The following is a 21807-nucleotide window of genomic DNA, read 5'->3' as shown; positions in this document are numbered from 1 at the left end:
CTTCCGCCGGCGTATCGCGCGGCACTGCTTGACCTTGCCTATGAACGATTTCAGGAACATCCGACCGGCCAGCTTCATGCACCTGCGCCAGGAAGGCCGCACCGAGGCAGTGGCGCGTCGCCTGGTGGAACTGGTTGACCTCGGCCTGTTCGCCGAGGGCGAGCAGCTGCCCAGCGAAAGCGAGCTGGCGACGCAGTTCGGCGTGGCCACCGTGACCCTGCGCGAGGCGCTGGCAGAACTGCGCGAGCGCGGGGTGATCGAGACCCGTCGCGGACGCAACGGCGGCAGCTTCGTCTGCGCGCCGCCGCACAGCCCGGACGAGGCATTGCTCGGGCAATTGCGCAAGAAGAGCGCGCTCGAATTGCGCGACCTCTGCGACGAGCACCTGGCCATTTCCGGCACCGCCGCGCGCCTGGCTGCGCAGCGCGGTGCGCCGGATCAGCACGCACGCCTGGCGCAGTGCATCGACGCCTTGCAGGTCGCCGGCACACGCCAGGAGCGGCGTCGTGCGGATGCGCGTTTCCACATCGAAGTGGCGGTGGCGGCTCAGTCGGTGCGCCTGACCCAGGCCGAAGTGCGCCTGCAGGCGGAACTGGGCGAGCTGCTCTGGCTGCCGCAGGCGGGGGGCGACGAGCTCGACGTGCGGGTCCAGGAGCATCGTGCGATCCACGGCGCCATCGCGGCCGGCGACGCCAACCTCGCCAGCGCGCTGGCCGAGGCCCACGTGACCCAGGGCATCAAGCGCCTGATCGGCCTGCGCCTGAGTCTGGTGGCGGGCGACGGCTGAACGGCAAGCGCTTGCTGAATCTGCGGCGGGCTGGTTGGCTGCCGCGGTCGATTGCGAAGGCGCCCAGGGGGCGCAGTGAAAACAAGAGCCACGAGAGAGGCCTACGAAATGTCCAACTCCCTTCCCGCGGATGAGCTCCAGCAGTGCGCCACGCGCATCGACGCTTCCATCCGTAACGTTTTCCAGTGTCTCGAGGCGATGGCCGGCGAGGTGGTGGCGATCTGGGAGCGCCTGCAGGCGACGGACGCCCGGCCGACCTCGAAGGATCTTCGCGCGCTGCAACCGTGCATCCAGGACAACCTGGGCGAGGGCGCACCCTGCCGCATGCACGGCACCGGCGTGGTGCTGGAGCCGGGCGAGCTGGCGGACCAGGAGATGTACCTGGAGTGGTGGTACCACGGCCGCGGCGGCAAGGTGGTGCCGCTTTCGCTGAACCTCAACAGCCGCAGCGAGCGCTTCTACAACTACCTGAACATGCCCTGGTTCTCGCGCCCGCGGGACACCGGGATGCCGTCGGTGGAAGGGCCGTTCGTGGACCTCTACGGCACCGACCTGTACATCCTCGCCTTCTCCGTGCCCATCGTGGTCAACGGCCGCTTCATCGGCGTCGCCGCGGCCGACATCGCCTTGCAGGAGTTCGAGCCAGTGTTGCTGCGCAGCCTGATGCGCCTGGGTAACGAAGCGCTGGTGGTGAACGGCGAGGGTCGCGTGGTGGCGGCCAACACCGCCAACTGGTTCGTCGGCGACATGGCGCGCCAGGCGCTCGGGCGCGGCGACGGCCAGGCGCGGGTGCTGGAGCTGCTGGGTTCGTCGTCGCACTGGGCGGTGATCGAGCGGCCGGTCAGCCGCCTGCAGCGCTTCCACTGAGTGCCAAACGCGGCGTTCGCGGCTAGGCTAGTGCGCTCTACGCGAAACCTGGAACGGCCATGAACGACGAGTCCTCGAGCGCTCCCGAGCGGGAGCCCCTCACCGCGGTGGAAGTCCGCATCCTCGGCAGCCTGATCGAAAAGCAGCTGACCACCCCGGAAACCTATCCGCTGACCCTCAATTCTCTGGTCACCGCCTGCAACCAGAAGACCAGCCGCGAGCCGGTGATGGACCTCACCCCCGGCCAGGTCGGCCAGGCCCTGCGCCGCCTGGAGGGCGAGCAGATGGTGCGCCTGCAGATGGGCAGCCGCGCCGACCGCTGGGAACAACGTCTGGACAAGGCGCTGGAGCTGGTCAAGCCGCAGTGGGTGCTGCTCGGCCTGCTGTTCCTGCGCGGCCCGCAGACGCTCAACGAGCTGCTCACGCGCAGCCAGCGCATGCACGACTTCGACGACACCGAAGAAGTCCGTCACCAGCTCGAACGCCTCGCTGCGCGCCACTTCGTCATGCAGGTGGAGCGCCAGCCAGGGCAGCGCGAAGACCGCTACATGCACCTGCTGGGCAGCGCCGCCGACCTCGAAGCGGCCATCGCCAGCAGCGGTCGCCAGGCCTCGGGTGGACGCAGCGAACACAGCGCCCAGGACGAATCGCGGATCGCCGAGCTGGAAGCCAAGGTCGCTGCGCTCGAAGAGCGCCTGGCGCGTCTGGAGCAGGATCGCGACAACGGCCTGGACTGAGCCTCGCCCGCCAGGGACGGCGGATAAGCATTCTTTAAGATTTCATCCGCATAGTCGGCAGGCTCGTCTCATTGGCTGCGCAAGGGGAGCCTGCATGAGCCCGAAACTGTCGCCGGCATTGCTGATGTCGGTGTTGTGCCAGCTATCCGAAAGCCAGCCGCGTTCGCTCGACGAACTCAGCGGCCGGCGCGAGAACAACCTGCTGGCGATCCGCGAACTGTTCCGCCAGGGGCGCATCAGCGGTGTGCTGCGTGACGATCCGTTGGGCGCCGAGGATGCCGCCGGCCCGTTGCTCTGCCATGCCGAGCGCCTGCGCCTGCGCCGCTCCTACGCCTGCCAGGTGGAAGAGCTGAACGAACGGGTGCCGGCCCCGGAGTGGGGGCTTATCCGCGTCTGAGGCGGCACCCGCGCCGACTCAGAAGATGTAGTCGGTGGTCAGGAAGTTCGATTCGCGGCCCTGGATGATCTCGCTGATCAGCGCCTTGTTGGCGGCATTGAAGCGCGTCGCCACCAGGGTGCGGATGGAGAAGGTGCGCAATGCGTCGTGCACCGACAGGGTGCCTTCCGCCGAGTTCTTGCGGCCGTTGAACGGATAGCTGTCCGGGCCGCGCTGGCACTGCGCGTTGACGTTGATGCGGCCTACCTGGTTGGCAAAGGCGTCGACCAGCCGGCCGACCTGCTCGGGGTCGCTGCCGAACAGGCTGAGTTGTTGGCCATAGTCGGACTGCAGCACATAGTCGATGACTTCCTCCACTTCGCGGTAGGGCACCACCGGCACCAGCGGGCCGAACTGCTCTTCGTGGTACAGGCGCATTTGGGCGTTCACCGGGCTGAGCAGCGCCGGGTAGAAGAAGCTCTCGCGCGCCTCACCACCGCCCTCGTTGATTACCTTGGCGCCTTTGCTCAGGGCGTCCTCCAGCAGCGTTTTCAGGTAGTCCACCTTGCCTGGCTCCGGCAGCGGCGTCAGCGCCACGCCCGGCTCCCAGGGCATGCCCGGCTTGAGTTGGGCGAGGCGGCTGGCGAACTTGTCGAGGAAGGCCGGCAGCACGCTGTCGTGGACGAACAGGATTTTCAGCGCGGTGCAGCGCTGGCCGTTGAAGGAGAGGGCGCCGGTGATGGCCTCCTCGACGGCGTTGTCCAGGTCGACCTTTGGCAGGACGATGCCGGGGTTCTTCGCGTCCAGGCCGAGCGCGGCGCGCAGGCGGTGCGGGCGCGGGTGCAGGCGCTTGAGGTCGGCGGCGCCCTTGTGCGTGCCGATGAAGGCGAAGACGTCGATCTTGCCGCTGGCCATCAGTGCCGAGACGGTCTCGCGGCCGCGCCCGTAGATGATGTTGATGACGCCCGGCGGGAAGCTGTCGCGGAACGCCTCCAGCAGCGGACGGATCAGCAGCACGCCGAACTTGGCCGGCTTGAAGACCACGGTGTTGCCCATGATCAGCGCCGGAATCAGCGTGGTGAAGGTCTCGTTCAGCGGGTAGTTGTACGGGCCCATGCACAACGCCACGCCCAGCGGCACGCGGCGGATCTGGCCGAGGGTGCCCTGTTCCAGCTCGAAGCGGCTGGAGCGGCGGTCGAGCTCCTTGAGCGCCTCGATGGTGTCGACGATGTAGTCGCAGGTGCGGTCGAACTCCTTCTCCGAATCCTTGAGGTTCTTGCCGATCTCCCACATCAGCAGCTTGACCACAGCCGCGCGCTGTTCGCGCATGCGCGCCAGGAAGGTCTCGACGTGCTGGATGCGTTCGGCCACCCGCAGGTTCGGCCACAGGCCCTGGCCGTTGTCGTAGGCGGCCACGGCGGCGTCGAGGGCGGTGAGGGCTGCGTCGGCGTCCAGCAGCGGCGTGCTGCCCAGTACCACCTGCTGCTCGCCCTCGGCGGTCTTCAGGAAGATCGGGCTGCGCACCGGGGCGAGCGGGCCGTCCCAGCGGCGCAGTTCGCCGTTCACCAGGTATTCGCGCTGTTCGACCGGGGCGTCCGGGCGGAAGGCTTCGGGAATGTCGGCAACGTCGGGGAACAGATTTTCGAGCTTGTTGTGCATGGTTCCTCCCTCGGGGACCGGGCGACAGTAATGGCGAAAGCGGCAGCGCCCGGTGAATGTTTTAGCCTGAAAAATGCTTTAGGTGAATCGTTTCAGCATTCGTTCGTCGGAAAGCCCCGGAGGGGGCTTTCAGCGGGCGTTGCGGTCGTTGACGGGCTTGGGCTGACGCTCGCCGAGCAATTCCTGCTGCTCGGCGTAGCGGGCGCGGACATCGAAGTCGCGCGGCCAATCGCGCGGATCGGCGGGCTGGGCGGGGGCTTGCGGGGTGGTGGCGGACATCTGCGGTACTCCTTCCTTCAGGGGTGGAGCCGGTGGTCCTCAGACCACCAGCGAAAGCAGCAGGATGAACACCAGGCCGACGACGGAGAGGATGGTCTCCATGGCCGTCCAGGTCTTGAAGGTCTCGACGACGCTCATGTTGAAGTACTGCTTCACCAGCCAGAAACCGGCGTCGTTGACGTGCGAGAGGATCAGCGAACCGGCGCCGGTGGCGAGCACCAGCAGCTCGCGGTTGACCCCGGGGATCAGCCCGACCACCGGCGCAACGATGCCGGCGCCGGTGATGGTGGCGACCGTGGCCGAGCCGGTGGCGATGCGGATAAGCGCGGCGACCAGCCAGGCCAGCAGGATCGGCGAGATCTGCGCCTGTACGGCCATGTGGCCGATCACGTCGCCCACGCCGCTGGCCACCAGCATCTGCTTGAAGCCGCCGCCGGCGCCGATGATCACCACGATGGCGGCGGTGGGCGCGAGGCTCTGGTCGAGCAGCTTGAGGATCTTCTTCGAGTCGAAACCGCGGGCGTGGCCGAAGGTATAGAGCGCCAGCAGCAGCGCGAGGAGCAGGGCGCTGATCGGGTGGCCGATCATGTCCATCCAGGCGCGGAAGATGTGGCCGTCGGGCAGCAGCACGTCGGCGAAAGTCTTCAGCAGCATCAGGAACACCGGCAGCAGCACGGTGAGCAGGGTTACGCCGAAGCTCGGCAGGTTATCGGTCTCCGGCTCGCGGGCGATCTGCGCCACCAGCTCCGGCGAAGGGTTGCCCGGGATGCGCTTGGCGATGAAGGCGCCGAACAGCGGGCCGGCGATGGCGGCGGTGGGCAGGGCGACGATCAGGCCGTAGAGGATGGTCTTGCCGATGTCAGCGTTGAACACGCCGATCGCCAGCAGCGGGCCCGGGTGCGGCGGCACCAGGCCGTGCACGGCGGAAAGGCCGGCGAGCAGCGGGATGCCGATCTTGATCAGCGATACGCCGCTGCGCCGCGCGACGATGAACACCAGCGGGATCAGCAGGATGAAGCCGATCTCGAAGAACAGCGGGATGCCCACCAGGAAGGCGGAAATCATCATCGCCCAGTGCACCCGGCGCTCGCCGAAGGCGTCGATCAGGGTACGGGCGATCTGGTCGGCGCCGCCGGAATCGGCCATCAGCTTGCCGAGCATGGTGCCCAGGGCAAGGATCACGCCGACGAAGCCGAGCACCCCGCCGAAACCGTCCTGGAAGGATTTGACGATCTGCGCCACCGGCATGCCCGAGGTCAGGCCGAGGAAGCCGGAGGCGATGATCAGGGCGAGGAAGGGGTGCAGCTTGAAGCGGGTGATCAGCAGGATCAGACCGATGATGGTGACTACCGCGTCGAGCAGCAGGTAGGTGTCGTGTGACAGACCGAACATGGCAGGGGCTCCCTTGTCTTTGTTGTGTCAGGAGTATGAGACAGCGCTATCTTTTGCGCGTGTGGCAAATCGGCTCAGAGCGAATCGTGCGCTCGCCACCAGGCCAGGGCCTGTTCGGCGATGCGTTCGACCGGCAGGGTCGCATCGACCGCCAGGGTCAGCGGCTCGTCGTGGGGGGCTTCGAGGGTGGCGAACTGGCTGTCCACCAGGGTCGCCGGCATGAAGTGGCCGGGGCGCTCGGCGACGCGCTGGGCGGCGACACCTCGGGGCAATTCGAGGAACACCACGCCCAGGCCGGGTACGGCCTGGCGCAGGCGTTCGCGATAGGCGAGCTTGAGCGCCGAACAGGTCAGCACCGGGCGTTGGCCGGCGGCCAGGGACTGGCGCAACTGCTCGGCGAGGATTTCCAGCCAGCCGGCGCGGTCGTCGTCGGTGAGGGGCATGCCGGCGCGCATCTTCTCGATGTTCGCAGCCGGGTGGAAGGCGTCGCCTTCGATGCCGTGGGCGCCGCTGAGGCCGCAGATGGCCTGGCTGACGCTGGACTTGCCGCAGCCGGAGACGCCCATGATCAGCAGGGCCTGGATGGTGGGGAGCATGTCGCACCTCGGTGCGGAGACAGCGCTATCTTTAAAAGTCGAAGCCAAAAGCATGGGGCTGCCTCCGCTTTCTTGTCATTTTAGGTGGTTGCGATCTGTCGGCGGCTGTATGGCCGCTGCGAGGGGCGGGGCCGCCAGAGGCGGTTGCAGGCAATTGCCCGGCTCGCGAGACAGCGCTACCTTAGTGCCTCGATTTTTGTTTGGCAAGCCAGCCGATGACCGTCCAGAAGAACGACAAGAACTCCCGCGCCAGCGGTCGCCCGACCCTCAACGAAGTTGCCCAGCGTGCCGGCGTCAGCCCGATCACCGCCTCGCGCGCCTTGCGCGGGGTCAGCAGCGTGGCCGAGGCGCTGGTGCTCAAGGTCCAGGAGGCGGCCCGCGAGTTGGGCTATGTGGCCAATCCGGCGGCACGGGCGCTGGCCTCGGCGCAGAGCCACAGCGTGGTGGTGCTGGTGCCGTCGCTGTCCAACCAGCTGTTCGTCGATACCCTCGAAGCCATCCACGGCGTGCTGCGTCCGCAGGGCCTGGAAGTGCTGATCGGCAACTTCCACTACTCGCGCGACGAAGAGGAGACGCTGATCCGCAACTACCTGGCCTACCAGCCGCGCGGCATGCTGCTGACCGGATTCGAGCGCACCGAAAGCGCCCGACGGATGGTCGAGTCCAGCGGCATTCCCTGCGTCTACATGATGGACCTGGACAACAGCCCGGGCCTGCACTGCGTCGGCTTCTCCCAGTTGCGCGCCGGTGCTGCCGCCGCCGAGCACCTGCTGGCGCGCGGGCGCCGCCGGCTGGCCTATGTCGGCGCGCAACTCGACCAGCGCACCCTGTTGCGCGGCGAGGGTTTCCGCCGCGCCCTGCAGCAGGCCGGCTGCTACGACCCGGCGCTGGAGCTGCTCACCCCGCGGCCTTCCTCGGTCGGCCTTGGCGGTGAGCTGTTCCGCCAGTTGCTGGCCAGCCAGCCGGATGTCGACGGCATCTTCTTCGGCAACGACGACCTGGCCCAGGGGGCCTTGCTCGAAGCGCTGCGCAGTGGCATCCCGGTGCCCGAGCGGGTCGCTGTGGTGGGCTTCAACGACCTGCCGAGCTCCGAGTTCATGGTCCCGCGCCTGTCGAGCATCCGCACGCCGCGCCAGGCCATCGGTCAGCGGGCGGCCGAGCAGTTGCTGGCGCTGATCGGTGGACGGGCTGTAGCCGAGCCGGTGGTCGACCTCGGCTTCGAGCTGATGGTGCGCGAGAGCAGCTGAGGCTTTCGCGCGGTTGGGACGTCTGTGCTATTTCCGCCAAAGTGCATGACTACATGGTCATGCCCGACGACGCGACCGCTCTAGCTCCATGAGACGAACCGCTGAAGCCCGCCGCTCGGCGGATGGCGCCTGGATTTTCCCGTCTGCCGGCCGATAAGCCTGACTAATGTAATAGTCGTATCGGGTTGATGGCTCTATGCCATACCCTTGTCGCGGCATTCTCGCTGCAGTCGTAGACGGAACCCATGACCAGCAATCTCGATTTCTTCGCCCATGCCCGAGGAGCCACCCGCCGCCAACGCATCGGCGTGACCTTCTATTCTGGCGTCTTGCTGGTTCTGGTTCTGCTCATCGGCATCAGCGGCTGGAGCAGCTACCGCGACTACAGCAGCAGCTCCGCCCTGGTGCGGCAGAACATCTCCGCGCTCGCGCGCTCCCTGGAGGGCTACATCAGCTCCCTCCTGCTGCAGAGCTACGCGAGCATGTACGTCGTCGCCGACGACCTCAATGCAACGGGCGTGACGAGTGACCAGGACACCCTGGAGGTCCTGGCCAAGGCCATGCGCTACGACCCGATCTCGGCCTACCTCTTCGTGGTGCGCGATGACCGGGCCCTGGCCGTGGACAACCGCGGGCATCCGGCCAGCGAAGAGTTCAAGGCGCTGGCCGGGCAGTTCCCTCTGGAAGTCGGCGAGCGCCCGATCTTCGGGCGCGTGCAGCGTCTGCCCAGCAGCAACAACCTGTACCTGCCGATGCTGATCGGCCAGCGCGATGCCAAGGGCCGGATCCAGCGGGTCGGCGCGCTGATCGATGCCGACCGCATCGGCGAGCTGCTGCGCCGCCTGGGGCTCGCCGCCGAGATGAACGCCGGCATGATCGACAACGACGGCATGATCCTCTACCGCATGCCTGAACCGAGCGGCTACGTCGGCCTGCCGTTGCCGGCGGGCTCGCCACCGCGCAAGCGCCTGGAGATACCGCGCTTCGCGGTGGTCGAGGGGCCGAGTATCGACGGCAGCAATACCCTGTTCGCTGACGCGCCTTCGGCCAGCTTCCCGATCCACGCCGTGGTCGGACAGACCACCGCCAGCTTCCTGATTCCCTGGCTCAAGCGCACCGCATTCAGCGCCGCCCTGTTGCTCATCAGTGCGCTGGCGATCGGCTTGGCGGCCTGGCAACTGCGCCTGCTGATCGGCGAGATCAGCCAGAACGGGCGCTTCTACCGGCAGCTGTTCACCGACATCAACGACGGCGTCCTGCTTATCGGCGTCGATGGCCGCGTCCAGGCCGCCAACCAGCGAGCCGGGCAGATGTTCGGCGTGGCGGCGCCGGAGGCGCTGATCGGCATGCTGCCCTCGGAGCTGTCGCCCAAGTTCCAGCCCGATGGCCGGCTGTCGCTGATCGCCAGTCGCGCCAACCTGGGCAACCTGCTCAGCGGCGCACAGCGCCAGGTGGACTGCGAATGGCAGTTCCTGCGTCGCGACAACCAGCAGCCGCTTGACTGCGAAGCCCACGCCACGTTGTTTCGCTGGCAGAACAACACCCTGCTGATGCTGGTGCTGCACGACATCACCGAGCGCAAGCGCTATCTCGCAGAACAGGAGTACCTGGCCAGCCACGACTCGCTGACCGGCTTGCCGAACCGCTACTGGCTGGTGCGCGACATCGAGCAGCGCATCGCCACCCGGCCGGAGCAGCGTTTCGCCGTGCTGCTGCTGGACATGAACCGCTTCAAGGAAGTCAACGACACCCTCGGTCACCAGCACGGCGACGCCGTGCTGCAGGAAGTCGGCAAGCGCCTGGGCGGCTGGCTGCGCACCCAGGACGCGGACATCGCCCGCCTGGGGGGCGACGAAATGGCCATCGTGACCAGCCACCTGCTGGACGAGGTGGCGATCACCGGGCTCTGCCAGGGGGTCGGCCAGGTGCTCGGCCAGCCGCTGCTGGCCGGCGGCATCCAGATCGAACTGGCGGCCAGCATCGGCGTGGCCAGCTACCCGGAGCACGGCGACAACCCGGGCGACCTGCTGCGCTGCGCGGACATCGCCATGTACCAGGCGAAGAACAGCCGCCGCGACTTCGTGCTCTACCAGCGCAGCGACGACAACTACACCCCCGAACGCCTGGCCATGCACACCGGGCTGGGCCGGGCGATCCGCGAGGGCGGCCTGCATCTGCACTTCCAGCCCAAGGTGCGTCTGAGCGACCGTCAGGTAGTCGGCTTCGAGGCGCTGCTGCGCTGGGACCACCCCGAGCGCGGCATGGTGCCGCCCAGCGAGTTCATCCCCCTGGCCGAGTCCACCGAGCTCATCCACCCGCTCACCCACTGGGTGCTCAACGAGGCCCTGCGTCAACTGCGCCAGTGGAGCGAGCGCGGCCTGGGCACCTGCATGGCGATCAACATCAGCGCCAACAACCTGCGCAACCCGCACTTCGTCAGCGAGTTGCAGTCGCTGCTGAACGAGCACCAGGTGGCGGCCGAGCTGATCGAGCTGGAGGTGACCGAGGGCACCCTGCTCGAGGATCCGGAAATGGCCCTGCGCAGCCTGCAGGCGATCCGCGACCTGGGCGTGACGCTGTCGATCGACGACTTCGGCACCGGCTACTCCTCGCTGGCCTATCTCAAGCGCCTGCCGGTGCAGGTGCTGAAGATCGACCGCACCTTCGTCTCGGCCATGACCAGCAACTTCTCCGACGCGATGATCGTGCAGTCCACCGTGGCCCTCGGGCACAACTTCGGCATGCAGGTGGTCGCCGAGGGCGTGGAGGATGCCGCCACCGCCGAGGCGCTCGAACGCCTGGGCTGCGACATCGCCCAGGGTTACTACTTCAGCCGCCCGATGAGCGCGGACCAGGTCACCACCTGGCGCCTGCAACGCCAGTTGGAAGCGCTCGACATCGGCTGCCCCGCCCCACCGTCCATCGGTAGCGGCTGGGCTACGCTGCGAAGCGACGTTTCGAATTTTTATGGACGAATTCGTAGCAATGGGGTGGTCGGATCTATGCGCATCAGGGCGTATCTGTGGTCGTTGATGGTTTTGCTGCTGTGCTGCGTCTGCACCGCGAAGGCGGCGGATACGGCCGATGCGACGAGCGCCGCGCCGGCGACGGCGGAACTGAAGGTCGCAAACCGCAGCATCATGGTGTTTCGCGGCAATCTGCTCGGCGAGAGCCCGGAAATCCGCGTCGCCCGGGCCAAGGCTGCGATCGACGAGGCGCTGGAAGGTCACGCGGAACTGACGGTGACCGTGGATAGCGTGCAGAACAGCTACATGGTCCTGCTCGCCGACCGCCGCGCCTTCTTCGTCACCCCCAACGACCTCGGTCCGGACGACAGCAGCGTGCATGAAGCAGCCCAGCAGGCGGCCGAGCGCCTGCGCCAGGTAGTCGTCGAAAGCCAGGAGGCGCGCAGCCTGCGCTTCCTGCTGGTCGCGGCGGCGGCCGCGAGCATCGCCACGCTCATCTACCTGGCGCTGCTGCGCGCGCTGCACTGGATGCGCGGCAAGCTGCTCGCAGTGCTGGTACGGGTCATGAATCGCCACGCCGAGAGCCTGAAGATCGGCCACACGCCGCTGATCGACACCGGCTTCCTCTTCCCGCTGATCCGCCGGGTGGCCTCGCTGCTGTACTGGATCCTCGTGCTGCTGGCCAGCTACGAATGGCTGAGCTTCGTGCTCGCGCGCTTCCCCTATACCCGGCCCTGGGGCGAGAGCCTCAACAGCTACCTGCTGGAGCTGGCGACCTACCTGCTGACCGGCATGGTCAACGCGATTCCCGGCCTGGCCGTGGTCATGGCGATCTTCTTCATCGCCCGTGGCATCAGCGCCTTCAGCCGGCGTCTGCTGCAGCGCCTGTCGCGGCCGGGCGCCATCCCCTGGCTGACCCAGGAAACCCTGATCCCCACGGAGCGCCTGACCTCGCTGGCGATCTGGTTGTTTGCCATCGCCATGGCCTACCCGTACTTCCCCGGTTCCGGCACCGATGCCTTCAAGGGCCTGTCGGTGCTGATCGGCCTGATGATCTCGCTGGGCGCCTCCAGCGTGGTCGGCCAGGCCGCGTCGGGGCTGATCCTCACCTACACGCGCACGCTGCGGCCCGGCGAGTTCGTCCGCATCGGCGAGCACGAGGGCACGGTCAGCGTGGTCGGCATGTTCACCACCACCATCGTCACCGGCCTGGGCGAGGTGCTGACCATCCCCAACTCGACCATCACCGGCGCAGTGACCAAGAACTACTCGCGCACCGTGCAGGGCGCGGGCTACGTGGTCGATACCACCGTGACCATCGGCTACGACACGCCCTGGCGGCAGGTCGAGGCGATGCTGCTGGAGGCGGCGCGGCGCACCGAAGGCATCCTGCAGCGGCCAAAGCCGCACGTGTTCCAGACCGCGCTGTCGGACTTCTACCCGGAGTACCGCCTGGTCGCCCAGGCCGTTCCCAGCGGACCGCAACCGCGCGCCGAGTTGCTGAGCATGCTGCACGCGAACATCCAGGACGTGTTCAACGAATACGGCGTGCAGATCATGTCGCCGCATTACCTGGGCGATCCGCGCGAGCCGAAATGGGTACCGCGCGAGCAGTGGTATCAGGCCCCGGCACAGCCGCCGAAGGACCCGGAGTGATCGCCTGACCGCACCGCGACCTTGCGGCCGGCAGCTATGCCGGCCGCTTGCTTTCCGGTCTCGGCTGATACCTCGGAGAAGGCTCTGGCACGGGGATTCATTACATTTTTGTTAAGAGTCCTTTGCCTGATTGCGGGTTCAAATCGCCCGCGCAATCGGCATCATGTGTCCCCACTCCGCAGGGGAAAACAAGCGGGGACCGCGTATTACCTCTCGATCGTTCGGCTGCTCCTCGCGAGCCTGGCCGCGCACTCATTCTGCCTTAAAAAACGTGCCGTCACGCTTACATCGGCTCGCATTCCAAGACACAAGGGGCACCACCATGAAGCACGTCAAACTCAGCCTGCTGATGCTCGCTGTATCCGCCGCCAGCCAGATGGCCCACGCCGACGCTTTCGTCAGCGACCAGGCCGACGCCAAGGGCTTCCTCGAGGACAGCCACCTCGACCTGCTGCTGCGCAACATGTACTACGACCACGACGGCAAGAACGGCGCCGGCGACCAGCGTGACTGGACCCAGGGCTTCTTCGCCAACTACAGCTCCGGCTACACCCAGGGCACGGTCGGTTTCGGCGTGGACGCCTTCGGCTACCTGGGCCTGAAGCTGGACGCTGGCGGCGGTAACGCCGGCACCGGCAACCTGCCGGTGGACAGCCATGGCGACCCGCAGGACAGCTACGGCAAGGCCGGCGGCGCGCTCAAAATTCGTGTTTCCAAGACCGAGCTGAAATTCGGCGACATGCAGCCGACCGCTCCGGTATTCGCTGCCGGCGGCACGCGTCTGATGCCGCAGACCGCCAGCGGCTTCGCGCTGAAGAGCAGCGAAGTGAAGGACCTGGACCTGGAAGCCGGCCACTACACCGCCGCTACCAGCCCGGTGACCACCAGCCACACCGGCGGCATCTTCGCCACCTACGCCAACGTCGAGGCCGACAGCGCCAGCTTCCTGGGTGGCCGCTATGCCGTCACCCCGGACCTGAGCGTCTCGCTGTATGGTGCCGAACTCGAAGACATCTGGCGCCAGTACTACGGCAACGCCAACTACACCCTGGGCCTGGGCGGCGATCAGTCGCTGAACTTCGACTTCAACATCTACAAGACCACCGACTATGGCCAGGCCAAGGCCGGTCGCATCGACAACACCACCTGGTCGTTCGCCACCGCCTACTCCTTCCTCCACGCGCACACCCTGACCCTGGCTTTCCAGAAGGTGCAGGGCGATACCCCGTTCGACTACGTGGGCTTCGGCGACAACGGTGCAGGCGCGGCCGGCGATTCGATCTTCCTCGCCAACTCGGTGCAGTACTCCGACTTCAACGGTCCGGGCGAGCGCTCCTGGCAGGCTCGCTACGACCTGGCGATGGACACCTACGGCGTACCGGGCCTGAGCTTCATGACCCGCTACATCAACGGCACCAACATCGACGGCGAGCACATGGCCGCTGACAGCCCGTACCGCGCCTACGGCTACGGTGCCGACGGCAGCCACCACGAGACCGACGTGGAAGCCAAATACGTGGTGCAGTCCGGCCCGGCGAAGGACCTGTCCTTCCGCCTGCGCCAGGCGTTCCACCGTGGCAACACCGACCAGGCCGAGGCGGACAACAACGAGATGCGCCTGATCATCGACTACCCGCTGTCGATCCTCTGACGGCCGCAAGGCCAGCCGGCATCGCGCCGGCGGGCGTTCAAGGATTGTTACGTTTTCCCGAAGAGTTCATGGCTGTCTGCGGAATTTATTCGCAGGCTAACGGTCTCTAACCTGTCTCATCCATTCCGCCGTATCGCACAGTCGATGCGGCGGAAACCGGCTCCTGACGTTGAAAAATCGTGATTGCTCTATCAACGTCCTTTCAGCCGCTCCCCTGGGAGCGGTTTTTTTTATGCCCTGTTTTTTCCTCAGCTGTCGCCTGAGCCCCCGTGCAACAGGCTGATTCCGTCTCGGGAAAATGCCGTATTACCGACCAGCGCCCCGGCGGGGAAACTCAACCCATCGCCGATCGCGCCGGCGTCCCGGGAAGCGGCGCGGTCCGGCGATGCCTACACGGCGGGGGCGTGATTCGGAGGGGCAGGCGAGAGCGCTACCGGCGGGAGGCTTGAGGAAATTGCCGATCAGAGCATGACCTGGGCGAACCAGAACGGATGAGCCGGTTGATGCAGTGGCGCCGGGGCTGGCACGCGGAAAGCGTGCTCGACGCGGACCGGTTTGCTCAGCGGCGGCGACCAGACGATCACCGTCCAACTCAGGGCGCAAACGAATACGCTGGCCAGCAATACGTTGGCCAGCAGGAGGAGTTTGAACATCCAGATTCCTCTTCTTGTTATTCGTGGAGGTTCGGGGTGCTCTTAAGTACCACAACTGGGCAGGACGGAAAATGATCTGTGGAGCCAAAGGCGAGCCATTCAGAGCCACCTTCCACCTGCGAGCATCGCCCCCAGAAAACCCGGCCAGAGCATTCCGGTGACGTTCAGCAGTTGCAGCCAGTGGATCTCCCGCGGCCCACGAAACAGCAGCAGGGAAAGGACGATCAGCAGCAAAGGCAGCAACTGCAATCAGAGAAAGACCGCGACATGCGCATCCCTATGCCAGCCACTAAAACCGGCCAGCAAAGCGCCAATGAGCAATAGCGCCGCGACCAGGCCATGGGCTGAGACAAGGAGTCGCAAGGGGAGGGATGTACCGGCCGAGGCGCTCTGGAAGTACCAGTAGCTGGTCAGCAGCATCAACGGCAGCCAGAGCAGTTCCATGGCAGCTCCAGGCATTCGTCCTGCGAAGAGACTAGCGCCCGCCAGCCCCAATGAAAAAGCCCCCGAACTTCGCCTGGAAGGTCGGGGGCTTCTCGTCTTGCATTTGGTGGAGCCGGGGGGATTTGAACCCGCAGCGAAACCAGTAACTACGCGGCCTTCAGAGGAGAGGCTGGCATAAGGCTGTCATTACAGTTAAGAGCCGTGATCGTAGACGGTGAAATCTCTATCGATCCAAAGTATGTGAAATATCCGGCCATCGCGGTAACCAACCATAGGGGCCATCCCGATCGCGCGAAACGAGATCAAGTTAATCTCCGGAGTTAGGAAGGTTGGTATAGCGGCCTTGAAGGAGTCGCGACCAATAATCTCGAAGCCTAGGCCGTGCCGAGGAGCTTGCTTTATCTGCTGCCAAGTCATTTGGCTCAGCGTGCGCATCTTCGAGAGGACCTGTCCGCGCTCATCGGCAGTACACTCCGACACGCAATACGCCGGCTGCATAAACTCGAAAGAGAAGAGCGGCGGCTTCTGCTCTGGGCTTTCAGCAGGGGCCGCTCTCTCTTTCAGGAGCGAACTGCTTTTCGGGCCTCTTTCCTTGAGACGCTTCATTTCGACGTTGCTTAGTTCACAAGGGTCTTGAAGAACCTCTGCATGCTTTCAGCTGGGATCTCCCGACTCATCTCGCCAGCTTTAAAGTGGTCACGCCACGGTGCTTCTTCGTGAGTCATCTCGCGAAGCCGCCATGCAGAGTACTGTCCGTATATCTGCTGCACTTCGTTGAGCAGCTCTACCTGTTCGGGGCGGAACACTTCCAGATTGAAGTCCGCCGGTGCGGGAATGCTACCCGAGCCGTATGCCTTGTAGTGGTGATAGACGGTAGGTACGACGGGGCCGTGTGTCCAAGCTTCGATGACATCATCGAAAAGAGGCTGGTCGTAGACAGCCAGGTGGAACCCTTGGGCGTAATAGACGAGCTTTTGCAGCTTCAGGTTGGACACAAGGTCGCCAGCCTCTTCGTTGGACTGGGCGAGGAAGAACTTCGCCACATCGACAGAGCTAGGCATTAGACCTCCTTGGTCATTTCCTGTGGATAACATGTGTATAGCATGTGACATCAAAACGGTGGCTGATTATCCGCCAGCTTTCGCGGAAGTCAATTGAGGTTCGTCAGCACGCCACATCTGCTCGGCTTTTGATCCTGCTGATGCATCAGCAGCAGGCATCCACCTCCCATATACTCTGGCTATCATCGTCCAGTCGCTGTGGCCCATCTGCTGAGCAACCCACATTGGATGCTCTCCGGCCGACAGCATCATCGAGGCATATGTGTGCCGTGTCTGGTACGGGCGGCGGTAGCGAACGCCGGCTTTCTTCAGCGCGTACACCCATAGTGTCTTGCGGATCGGGCCATCGCCTGCCCAGCGCTCTCCAGTCCTCGGGTTCTGGAAGACTTCCTGGTTGGCCAGGTAGGTGTACGCCTTCTGCGCCTTCAGTGCCTCCATGGCAGGGCCAAGCAGCTTTATGCTCCGCCGGCCCGAGGTCGTCTTGGTCACCTCTGCTTTGCCCTTGGCTGCCTGGGTGATTGCCCGGGTGACGTGCACCTCGCCGCGAAGCCAGTCGATGTCTCCCCACTCGAGGCCTACGAGCTCACTGGTCCGCATCCCAGTCCATAGCGCGAACTGCACCAGGTTCTGGCCTTGACCCTCGAGGGCGCCCAAAATCGCCTGCTGCTCTTCCGGAGAGAACGGGTCGACGTCATCGTCCTTCACTTCTCCCTTCCGTGCGTAGGTCCAACCTGCGAGTGGGTTACTGTCGATCAATTCCTCTTCCATCGCGTCGCTGAGCGCAGAGCGGAGGCAGCTCTGTATGTTGCTGAGCGTCTTGTTGCTGACCTGCAGGGTGTCCAGCCAGTCCTTCACAGCCTTCCGCTTCAGGTCGACCACCATGATGGGACCCAAGGCTGGTACCAGGCGCAGCTCGACGATTTTCCTGTAACCGTCGAACGTGCTGCTGGAAACGTGCTTGTGCTTCGACTCGAGCCACCGCCCGAGGAAGCCGGCAACCGTTTCCCGTGAGGCCTCCGGCGCAAACTTGGCCGCGCGCGGAGAGCCAGGGAAGGTCACTGAATAGTCGAATGTGCCGTTGGCGATGGCGTGCTCGATTGCGGCCTTGTGCTGTTCCGCCCGTTTCAGATTAGTGGCGGTGGGCTTGAGCGCGATCCGTTCCCGACAACGGACGCCGCGGTACATGAACGTGATTTCAATACTGGAGTCCGAGACCGCCCGGACTCCCCGCCCATCTCTACCCATGATTCGTACCCCTCAACGTCGATCAAGGTTCGCCCGTCCGGCGCCTTGATCCAGATTTCTCCGAGCAGCCACACGCCGTCGCGGATCTTCGACCTGATGGCATCCTCGGTGTAGCCAGACTCCATGGCGAACTTCCTGACTGTCATGTAGCGCATCTGTTACCCCTAATCGTGGAGCGCCACGTTTTGGCGTTTGGCGATTTCGTGGCGCGCGGCCACTTGTGCTGGCTCCGTCACCGGCCTCGTCCTTCCTGTCCGATCTGAGGCCGCTTTGGTGTAGGGTCAACATCCAGGAACCCGCTGCCCTTGAAGTCGCCATCAGTTGCCCTGGCCATGTCCACCTCGAGTCTTGCCGTGGTGTTCACTTCAGCGGCCACCGTTGCCACTGCCTTTGCCTGGTCGACGGTGACGCTTCCGTTCAGAACTCCCTCCATGGTCCTACCCAAGATCTCCCGCAGTTCGTTCAGGTTCTTCATTCTCTGTCTCCAATCTCTTCAGCTTTGCCCTGAAGAAGCCGAGGGCAACCGCTGCGCTGTGAATCTCTCGTGGATAGCGAGCGATCGAGTGCCTTCGCATCCTTTCCGCTTTGGTGATAAGTTCCAGATTCTCTATGGTCAGGTTCTTCGTGTTCCCATCTCGAAACACCACCAGGTTGCCTTCAGGGATCGGACCGTTGACTTCCTCCCAGATGACCCTGTGCATCAGCTTCCAGTCCTGGTGCGAGTCGCCAGTGTCTGCGACCTTCCGATAGAGCTTTCCACCGTGAACTGCCTCCGCACCGATTGGCGCGGTCGTGCTGTTCCTGAAGCCTTCTTCACGACACCTTCTCAGGTACTCGCTGTGCCGCTGATTCGCTAAGCGACGATTCGGGCTATCAACTCGCTTGATACCCAGGATCGCGGCGCGGGCCCGGAGCGCAGTGGTAGTCCGCCCGGTAATCCTGCAGATATCGGCCATGTCACTGCGCGGGTAAATTTCGCGCAGCTGGTCTTCGTCTGCCTTGGTCCATGGGCGCTTGCCAAGGCCAAGCGAGCTGGCCCTGCTCACCACTGCTGACAGTGTTCTGCCAAGCAGCTCGGCGACTTCCTCGGCGCTCTGGGTGCCGTAGAGCTCGCGAAGGCGCTCATCGTCGGCCGGCAACCAGCGCTTCTTCACCGACTTACCTCCGGCTTCCGTTCAATCACCCGTGCTGTGCCGTCGCGGCTGTGCAAGGTCAGCGCTGCGCGCTGCGTCTCGATCGTTCCGTCGTTGCGAACCAGAGTCTTCGACGCGCCATAGAGCGGGCCATCCGGCGCAAAGGGATCGCCCAGGGCTCCCGGGTTCTCCTTGGTGAACTTCATCATCAGTTCGAGCACGCAGTGGAACAGCGGGCCTTCTTTCCAGGGCGATGGACGCCTGGCGCTGAAATGGGTGGCGCTGTCCTCCAGTCCCGCCACGAAGACCAGGAAGTCAACGGCCTGGCTAGGTTTCGCCTCGGCCGCCTCGGCCCGGTGTACCGGGTTGATGGCGAGCACGTCGCAGATTCCGTCGACGCCCAGCTCCGCCTCGATCTCGGCGCCGGCCGGCATCAGCCATTCCCCAATAGCCAGCCTGCCGGCCTTGCGCATTTTGCGAAGGGTTCGGTAATCGTGCTCCAGCTTGTCCAGCTTCCCCTTGGTGAACGGCAGGCCGTTCTTGAGGGAGCGACTTGCTCGGGAGTAGACGACCCCCTCCACCTTGTCGAACTGGTCGAACTGGCGTGCCACCCTGCGCGCGATAAGCAACTGGGTGCGAAGCGTCAGACCCGGTCGGCTCCAGATACGGGTTAGGTGTAGGAAGTGGTCATGCTTCATCAGCACGGCTGCAGTCCTCCACCATCTTGATGCGCAGATCCATGCCGCAGGCACTGGCCAGGCGGACGAGGTCGTCGATGGTGCTGCGTTCGTTTTGCAGGGCAGTGCCAAGGTCCACCAAACGCGCGCCGAGGGTGTAGAACGGGCTGGGGTTCGCCGGCTGTGGGCTGGAGTACGCGCCGGCCGGAACATGTGCGGTCAGGGTCATAGGATGAACCTCGGTTGTTGCGGGTGAGCGCCAGGGGCTGCCGTCGGCGTGATCGGCTTCGGGCACGAAACCACCAGGGTGGTGCCGCGCATGTCGATGGAGGGCCTGGCCAGGCGTCGAGCTTCGTCGCGCTGCTCGATCGCTGCCATGAAGAACCCAAGGAAGGAGATGGCGGCGACGCTGAGTAGGCAGTGCCAGAACCAGTGCGCGCGGCTATTCACAGCTCACCGCCTTCCGATACCTGATCGGGGCGCGGGAACAGGTTCAGGCCTTCAGCCTCTCCGGCCGCGTACAGCTCCGCGTGGCGCTTGTCACGGGTCTGCCAGAGGTCCACGCCGGCCTCGAGCGCCGAGTCATAGTCACTGGCGTCGAAGATGTCGTCCTCATGGATCGGGCCGCGGGATCCGCACTCGTGGCAGGACACGAAGGCTTCGATCGATAGGCCGTCGTCACCATAGCTGTCCAGGCGCGGCGCGGCGCCGAACCCCTGGGAGGCAAGCTGGACGAACGGCACCGGCGGGCCGCCGCAGAAGTCGCACGGCTTGAGTTGCACACGGTCGGGGCCATGCTCGTGGAGATCGGCAGCCACTCGCTCGATCTGGGCTATGTGTTCCTCCCGCGACGGCAGCTCTTGGGGGACTTTTGGAGGTAGGTTCGCGGTTCCGGTGATCACGTCGAAGATGGAGGGCTTCAGCGCTTCGCCAGGTGCCGCGTTGAACTCAGCAGCGCGCTCGATGATGAACTTGTCGAGCTGCTGCACGAAGGCCAGGGTCTTCTCGTTGCCGAACCAGGCGCACTCCGTCTCGGAATGGTTGTTCGCCTGGCAAAGCGTGCATCGCTCGTCAGGATTAACCGCTCGGCGAGCGGCTGCGGCCACATGGCAGGCCGGTTCTGCAGCGGCGCCGGAGGCAGGGATGCCTCGCTCTGCACGCACTCCGGAGCTATCCAGGAATACCGCCGCGACTTCGCGTATACGGCGCAGGGCATCCATGGCCTGCAGGGCAGAGCCGTTCTGGCCCGCCATGGCGCAGTGCTCGATGCCAATCAGCGCGCTTTCCAGGCCAGTGACAATGCTCTCTAGGTTGCCGTCGCTCTCCATGTAGCGCTCGGCCGAGTCGATGTAGCCGGCAGCGGAATTTATTGCCAGGCGCTTGTCATCGATGGCGTTGCCGTCGGCAACCTCGGCGATCACTGCGCCGGCGCGACCGATGGCGATCGGCATGCCCGGATTCAGGTACGGGCGCACCGCGTCGAGGTGCATGCCCATGCCCGAGCGGAGAACGATGGTGACGGCATTCATGGTCAGTTGCTCCCTACGGCTTTGGGCTGATGGCGCAGTTCTGCGCCATGAATGCGCTGGTAGATCTCCTCGCGATGGACCTCGATGTCACGCGGGGCGGTCACGCCGAGGCGGACCTGGTTGCCCTGATAGCCGAGCACCGTGACCTCGATGTCGTCGCCTATGCGGATGGTTTCGCCTACTCGGCGCGTCAAAATCAGCATGTGAATCTCCTTTCTCCAGGCAAGCCTTCGGCCTGCCGCGATTGATGGCTTTCGCAAAATTCGATCGGTACTTCTGGGTTAGTGAAGCTGGAGCTGGTGCTGTCCTTCGAGCTCAACGGCCAGGATTCGCCCTTCAATCTCGGGCTTCTTCAGCTGCCAGCGCTTCAGCGTCTTGCCAGCCAGGCTTGCGACAGCCTTCTCTTGCTTGAACTCAAACAGCAGCTCGTTGCGCATCTGCTCGTACGAGTAGTTTCGGCGAGCCAACTCGGAAGCAATCCAGTTGAAAGCAGCGATGAATGCCTCTTTCCAAGCGCCTGCTTTTTCGCCGGTGAAGCCCATGACAAGGAACATCCAGCCGTCCCGGGACATGGTGAACATGGGCTGCTTTTTCCCCTGCTCATTGAGGTAAGAGGACGAGCCAAAATTGGCTTGTCGAAAACCCTCGCTGCACGCCAGCTTGCGGATGTCTCGCAGGACCTTGCCGTGAGGCTTGCCGAAACACTCGGCCACCTTCAGCGAGGTGGTGGTGAGCCGCCCGTCTTCGCATTGGATCATCTTGCGATAGTCGTCGTTGGTTAGCTGCAGTTCGAGCATTCGTGACTTCCTCACATAGGCGTACGTACGGCCTGGCTGGCGATGTGCCGCTCGG

Annotated in this window: 24 protein-coding genes and 2 pseudogenes; 8 read left to right on the top strand and 18 right to left on the bottom strand. The window is 64.8% G+C overall.

The features are described 5' to 3' along the window. Window positions 1-40 precede the first annotated feature (40 nt). The 4 genes and pseudogenes from PKB_RS24980 to PKB_RS24965 all read left to right on the top strand — a co-directional run. Window positions 41-787 (top strand): FadR/GntR family transcriptional regulator, encoded by a 747-nt coding sequence (locus PKB_RS24980; protein WP_043255469.1) that lies wholly within the window; start codon window positions 41-43, stop codon window positions 785-787. A 108-nt stretch (window positions 788-895) separates the two neighbouring features. Further along, complete coding sequence (locus tag PKB_RS24975; RefSeq protein ID WP_043255467.1) at window positions 896-1654, top strand: cache domain-containing protein; 759 nt, start codon at window positions 896-898, stop codon at window positions 1652-1654. A 59-nt stretch (window positions 1655-1713) separates the two neighbouring features. Continuing rightward, window positions 1714-2391 (top strand): YceH family protein, encoded by a 678-nt coding sequence (locus PKB_RS24970; RefSeq protein ID WP_043255465.1) that lies wholly within the window; start codon window positions 1714-1716, stop codon window positions 2389-2391. Between the two features lie 94 nt (window positions 2392-2485). After that, window positions 2486-2716, top strand: a pseudogene (locus PKB_RS24965) (hypothetical protein); the annotation flags it as partial. Window positions 2717-2806: 90 nt separating this feature from the next. On the opposite strand, the gene PKB_RS24960 reads toward PKB_RS24965, so the two are convergent. From PKB_RS24960 to PKB_RS24950, 4 genes are all read right to left on the bottom strand, one after another. Continuing rightward, window positions 2807-4426 (bottom strand): NADP-dependent glyceraldehyde-3-phosphate dehydrogenase, encoded by a 1620-nt coding sequence (locus PKB_RS24960; protein WP_043255460.1) that lies wholly within the window; start codon window positions 4424-4426, stop codon window positions 2807-2809. 129 nt (window positions 4427-4555) lie between these two features. Further along, a complete protein-coding gene (locus PKB_RS29920; RefSeq protein WP_167333377.1) occupies window positions 4556-4705 on the bottom strand; it encodes a hypothetical protein in 150 nt (49 codons plus the stop codon). 39 nt (window positions 4706-4744) lie between these two features. Further along, window positions 4745-6097, bottom strand: coding sequence for a GntP family permease (locus PKB_RS24955; RefSeq protein WP_043255458.1), 1353 nt, complete (start codon window positions 6095-6097; stop codon window positions 4745-4747). Window positions 6098-6171: 74 nt separating this feature from the next. Then, window positions 6172-6693 (bottom strand): gluconokinase, encoded by a 522-nt coding sequence (locus tag PKB_RS24950; RefSeq protein ID WP_043255456.1) that lies wholly within the window; start codon window positions 6691-6693, stop codon window positions 6172-6174. A 215-nt stretch (window positions 6694-6908) separates the two neighbouring features. On the opposite strand from PKB_RS24950, the gene gntR reads away from it, so the two are divergent. The 4 genes and pseudogenes from gntR to PKB_RS24935 all read left to right on the top strand — a co-directional run bounded on the left by gntR (window position 6909) and on the right by PKB_RS24935 (window position 14213). Beyond that, the gene (gene gntR / locus PKB_RS24945; RefSeq protein WP_043255454.1) at window positions 6909-7940 is read left to right on the top strand and encodes an HTH-type transcriptional regulator GntR; all 1032 of its coding nucleotides are present in this window, start codon (window positions 6909-6911) and stop codon (window positions 7938-7940) included. Between the two features lie 245 nt (window positions 7941-8185). After that, a pseudogene (locus PKB_RS30240) lies at window positions 8186-10768 on the top strand (bifunctional diguanylate cyclase/phosphodiesterase); the annotation flags it as partial. Between the two features lie 204 nt (window positions 10769-10972). Then, window positions 10973-12562, top strand: a complete 1590-nt coding sequence (locus PKB_RS30235) for a mechanosensitive ion channel family protein (RefSeq protein ID WP_422613541.1) — start codon at window positions 10973-10975, stop codon at window positions 12560-12562. A 322-nt stretch (window positions 12563-12884) separates the two neighbouring features. Then, entirely contained in the window at window positions 12885-14213 is a 1329-nt protein-coding gene (locus tag PKB_RS24935; protein WP_043255452.1) for an OprD family porin, read from the top strand. Window positions 14214-14674: 461 nt separating this feature from the next. On the opposite strand, the gene PKB_RS24930 is transcribed toward PKB_RS24935, so the two are convergent. The 14 genes from PKB_RS24930 to PKB_RS24870 all read right to left on the bottom strand — a co-directional run bounded on the left by PKB_RS24930 (window position 14675) and on the right by PKB_RS24870 (window position 21752). Continuing rightward, window positions 14675-14866 carry a hypothetical protein gene (locus PKB_RS24930; RefSeq protein ID WP_043255450.1) on the bottom strand — a complete coding sequence of 64 codons (192 nt, stop codon included), beginning with the start codon at window positions 14864-14866 and terminating at the stop codon, window positions 14675-14677. A gap of 99 nt (window positions 14867-14965) precedes the next feature. Beyond that, window positions 14966-15115, bottom strand: coding sequence for a hypothetical protein (locus PKB_RS29740; RefSeq protein WP_156958075.1), 150 nt, complete (start codon window positions 15113-15115; stop codon window positions 14966-14968). Next, complete coding sequence (locus PKB_RS24925) at window positions 15116-15310, bottom strand: hypothetical protein (protein WP_043255448.1); 195 nt, start codon at window positions 15308-15310, stop codon at window positions 15116-15118. Window positions 15311-15502: 192 nt separating this feature from the next. Beyond that, a complete protein-coding gene (locus PKB_RS24920; protein ID WP_043255446.1) occupies window positions 15503-15916 on the bottom strand; it encodes a hypothetical protein in 414 nt (137 codons plus the stop codon). 11 nt (window positions 15917-15927) lie between these two features. Then, the gene (locus PKB_RS24915; RefSeq protein ID WP_043255445.1) at window positions 15928-16371 is read right to left on the bottom strand and encodes a Panacea domain-containing protein; all 444 of its coding nucleotides are present in this window, start codon (window positions 16369-16371) and stop codon (window positions 15928-15930) included. Between the two features lie 66 nt (window positions 16372-16437). Beyond that, complete coding sequence (locus PKB_RS24910; protein ID WP_052355384.1) at window positions 16438-17616, bottom strand: Arm DNA-binding domain-containing protein; 1179 nt, start codon at window positions 17614-17616, stop codon at window positions 16438-16440. Window positions 17617-17848: 232 nt separating this feature from the next. Continuing rightward, on the bottom strand, window positions 17849-18091 hold the full coding sequence (locus tag PKB_RS24905) for a hypothetical protein (protein WP_043255443.1): 243 nt from the start codon (window positions 18089-18091) through the stop codon (window positions 17849-17851). After that, window positions 18054-18770, bottom strand: coding sequence for an HNH endonuclease signature motif containing protein (locus tag PKB_RS28850; protein WP_052355383.1), 717 nt, complete (start codon window positions 18768-18770; stop codon window positions 18054-18056). The genes PKB_RS24905 and PKB_RS28850 overlap by 38 nt, the downstream gene beginning before the upstream one ends. Beyond that, on the bottom strand, window positions 18767-19453 hold the full coding sequence (locus tag PKB_RS24895) for a hypothetical protein (RefSeq protein ID WP_084166726.1): 687 nt from the start codon (window positions 19451-19453) through the stop codon (window positions 18767-18769). Before PKB_RS24895 ends, PKB_RS28850 begins: the two co-directional genes overlap by 4 nt. Continuing rightward, the gene (locus tag PKB_RS29735) at window positions 19437-19655 is read right to left on the bottom strand and encodes a hypothetical protein (protein ID WP_043255442.1); all 219 of its coding nucleotides are present in this window, start codon (window positions 19653-19655) and stop codon (window positions 19437-19439) included. Before PKB_RS29735 ends, PKB_RS24895 begins: the two co-directional genes overlap by 17 nt. After that, window positions 19652-19876, bottom strand: a complete 225-nt coding sequence (locus tag PKB_RS24885; protein WP_043255439.1) for a hypothetical protein — start codon at window positions 19874-19876, stop codon at window positions 19652-19654. Before PKB_RS24885 ends, PKB_RS29735 begins: the two co-directional genes overlap by 4 nt. Then, window positions 19873-20955, bottom strand: a complete 1083-nt coding sequence (locus tag PKB_RS24880) for a Lar family restriction alleviation protein (protein ID WP_043255437.1) — start codon at window positions 20953-20955, stop codon at window positions 19873-19875. The genes PKB_RS24885 and PKB_RS24880 overlap by 4 nt, the downstream gene beginning before the upstream one ends. Window positions 20956-20957: 2 nt before the next feature. After that, complete coding sequence (gene csrA, locus PKB_RS24875) at window positions 20958-21158, bottom strand: carbon storage regulator CsrA (RefSeq protein WP_043255435.1); 201 nt, start codon at window positions 21156-21158, stop codon at window positions 20958-20960. A 78-nt stretch (window positions 21159-21236) separates the two neighbouring features. Then, complete coding sequence (locus tag PKB_RS24870) at window positions 21237-21752, bottom strand: Rha family transcriptional regulator (RefSeq protein ID WP_043255433.1); 516 nt, start codon at window positions 21750-21752, stop codon at window positions 21237-21239. Between the last annotated feature and the right edge of the window lie 55 nt (window positions 21753-21807).

This window comes from Pseudomonas knackmussii B13, from assembly GCF_000689415.1.
Lineage (GTDB): Bacteria > Pseudomonadota > Gammaproteobacteria > Pseudomonadales > Pseudomonadaceae > Pseudomonas > Pseudomonas knackmussii.
This window is presented reverse-complemented; position numbering and strand designations above follow the sequence as displayed.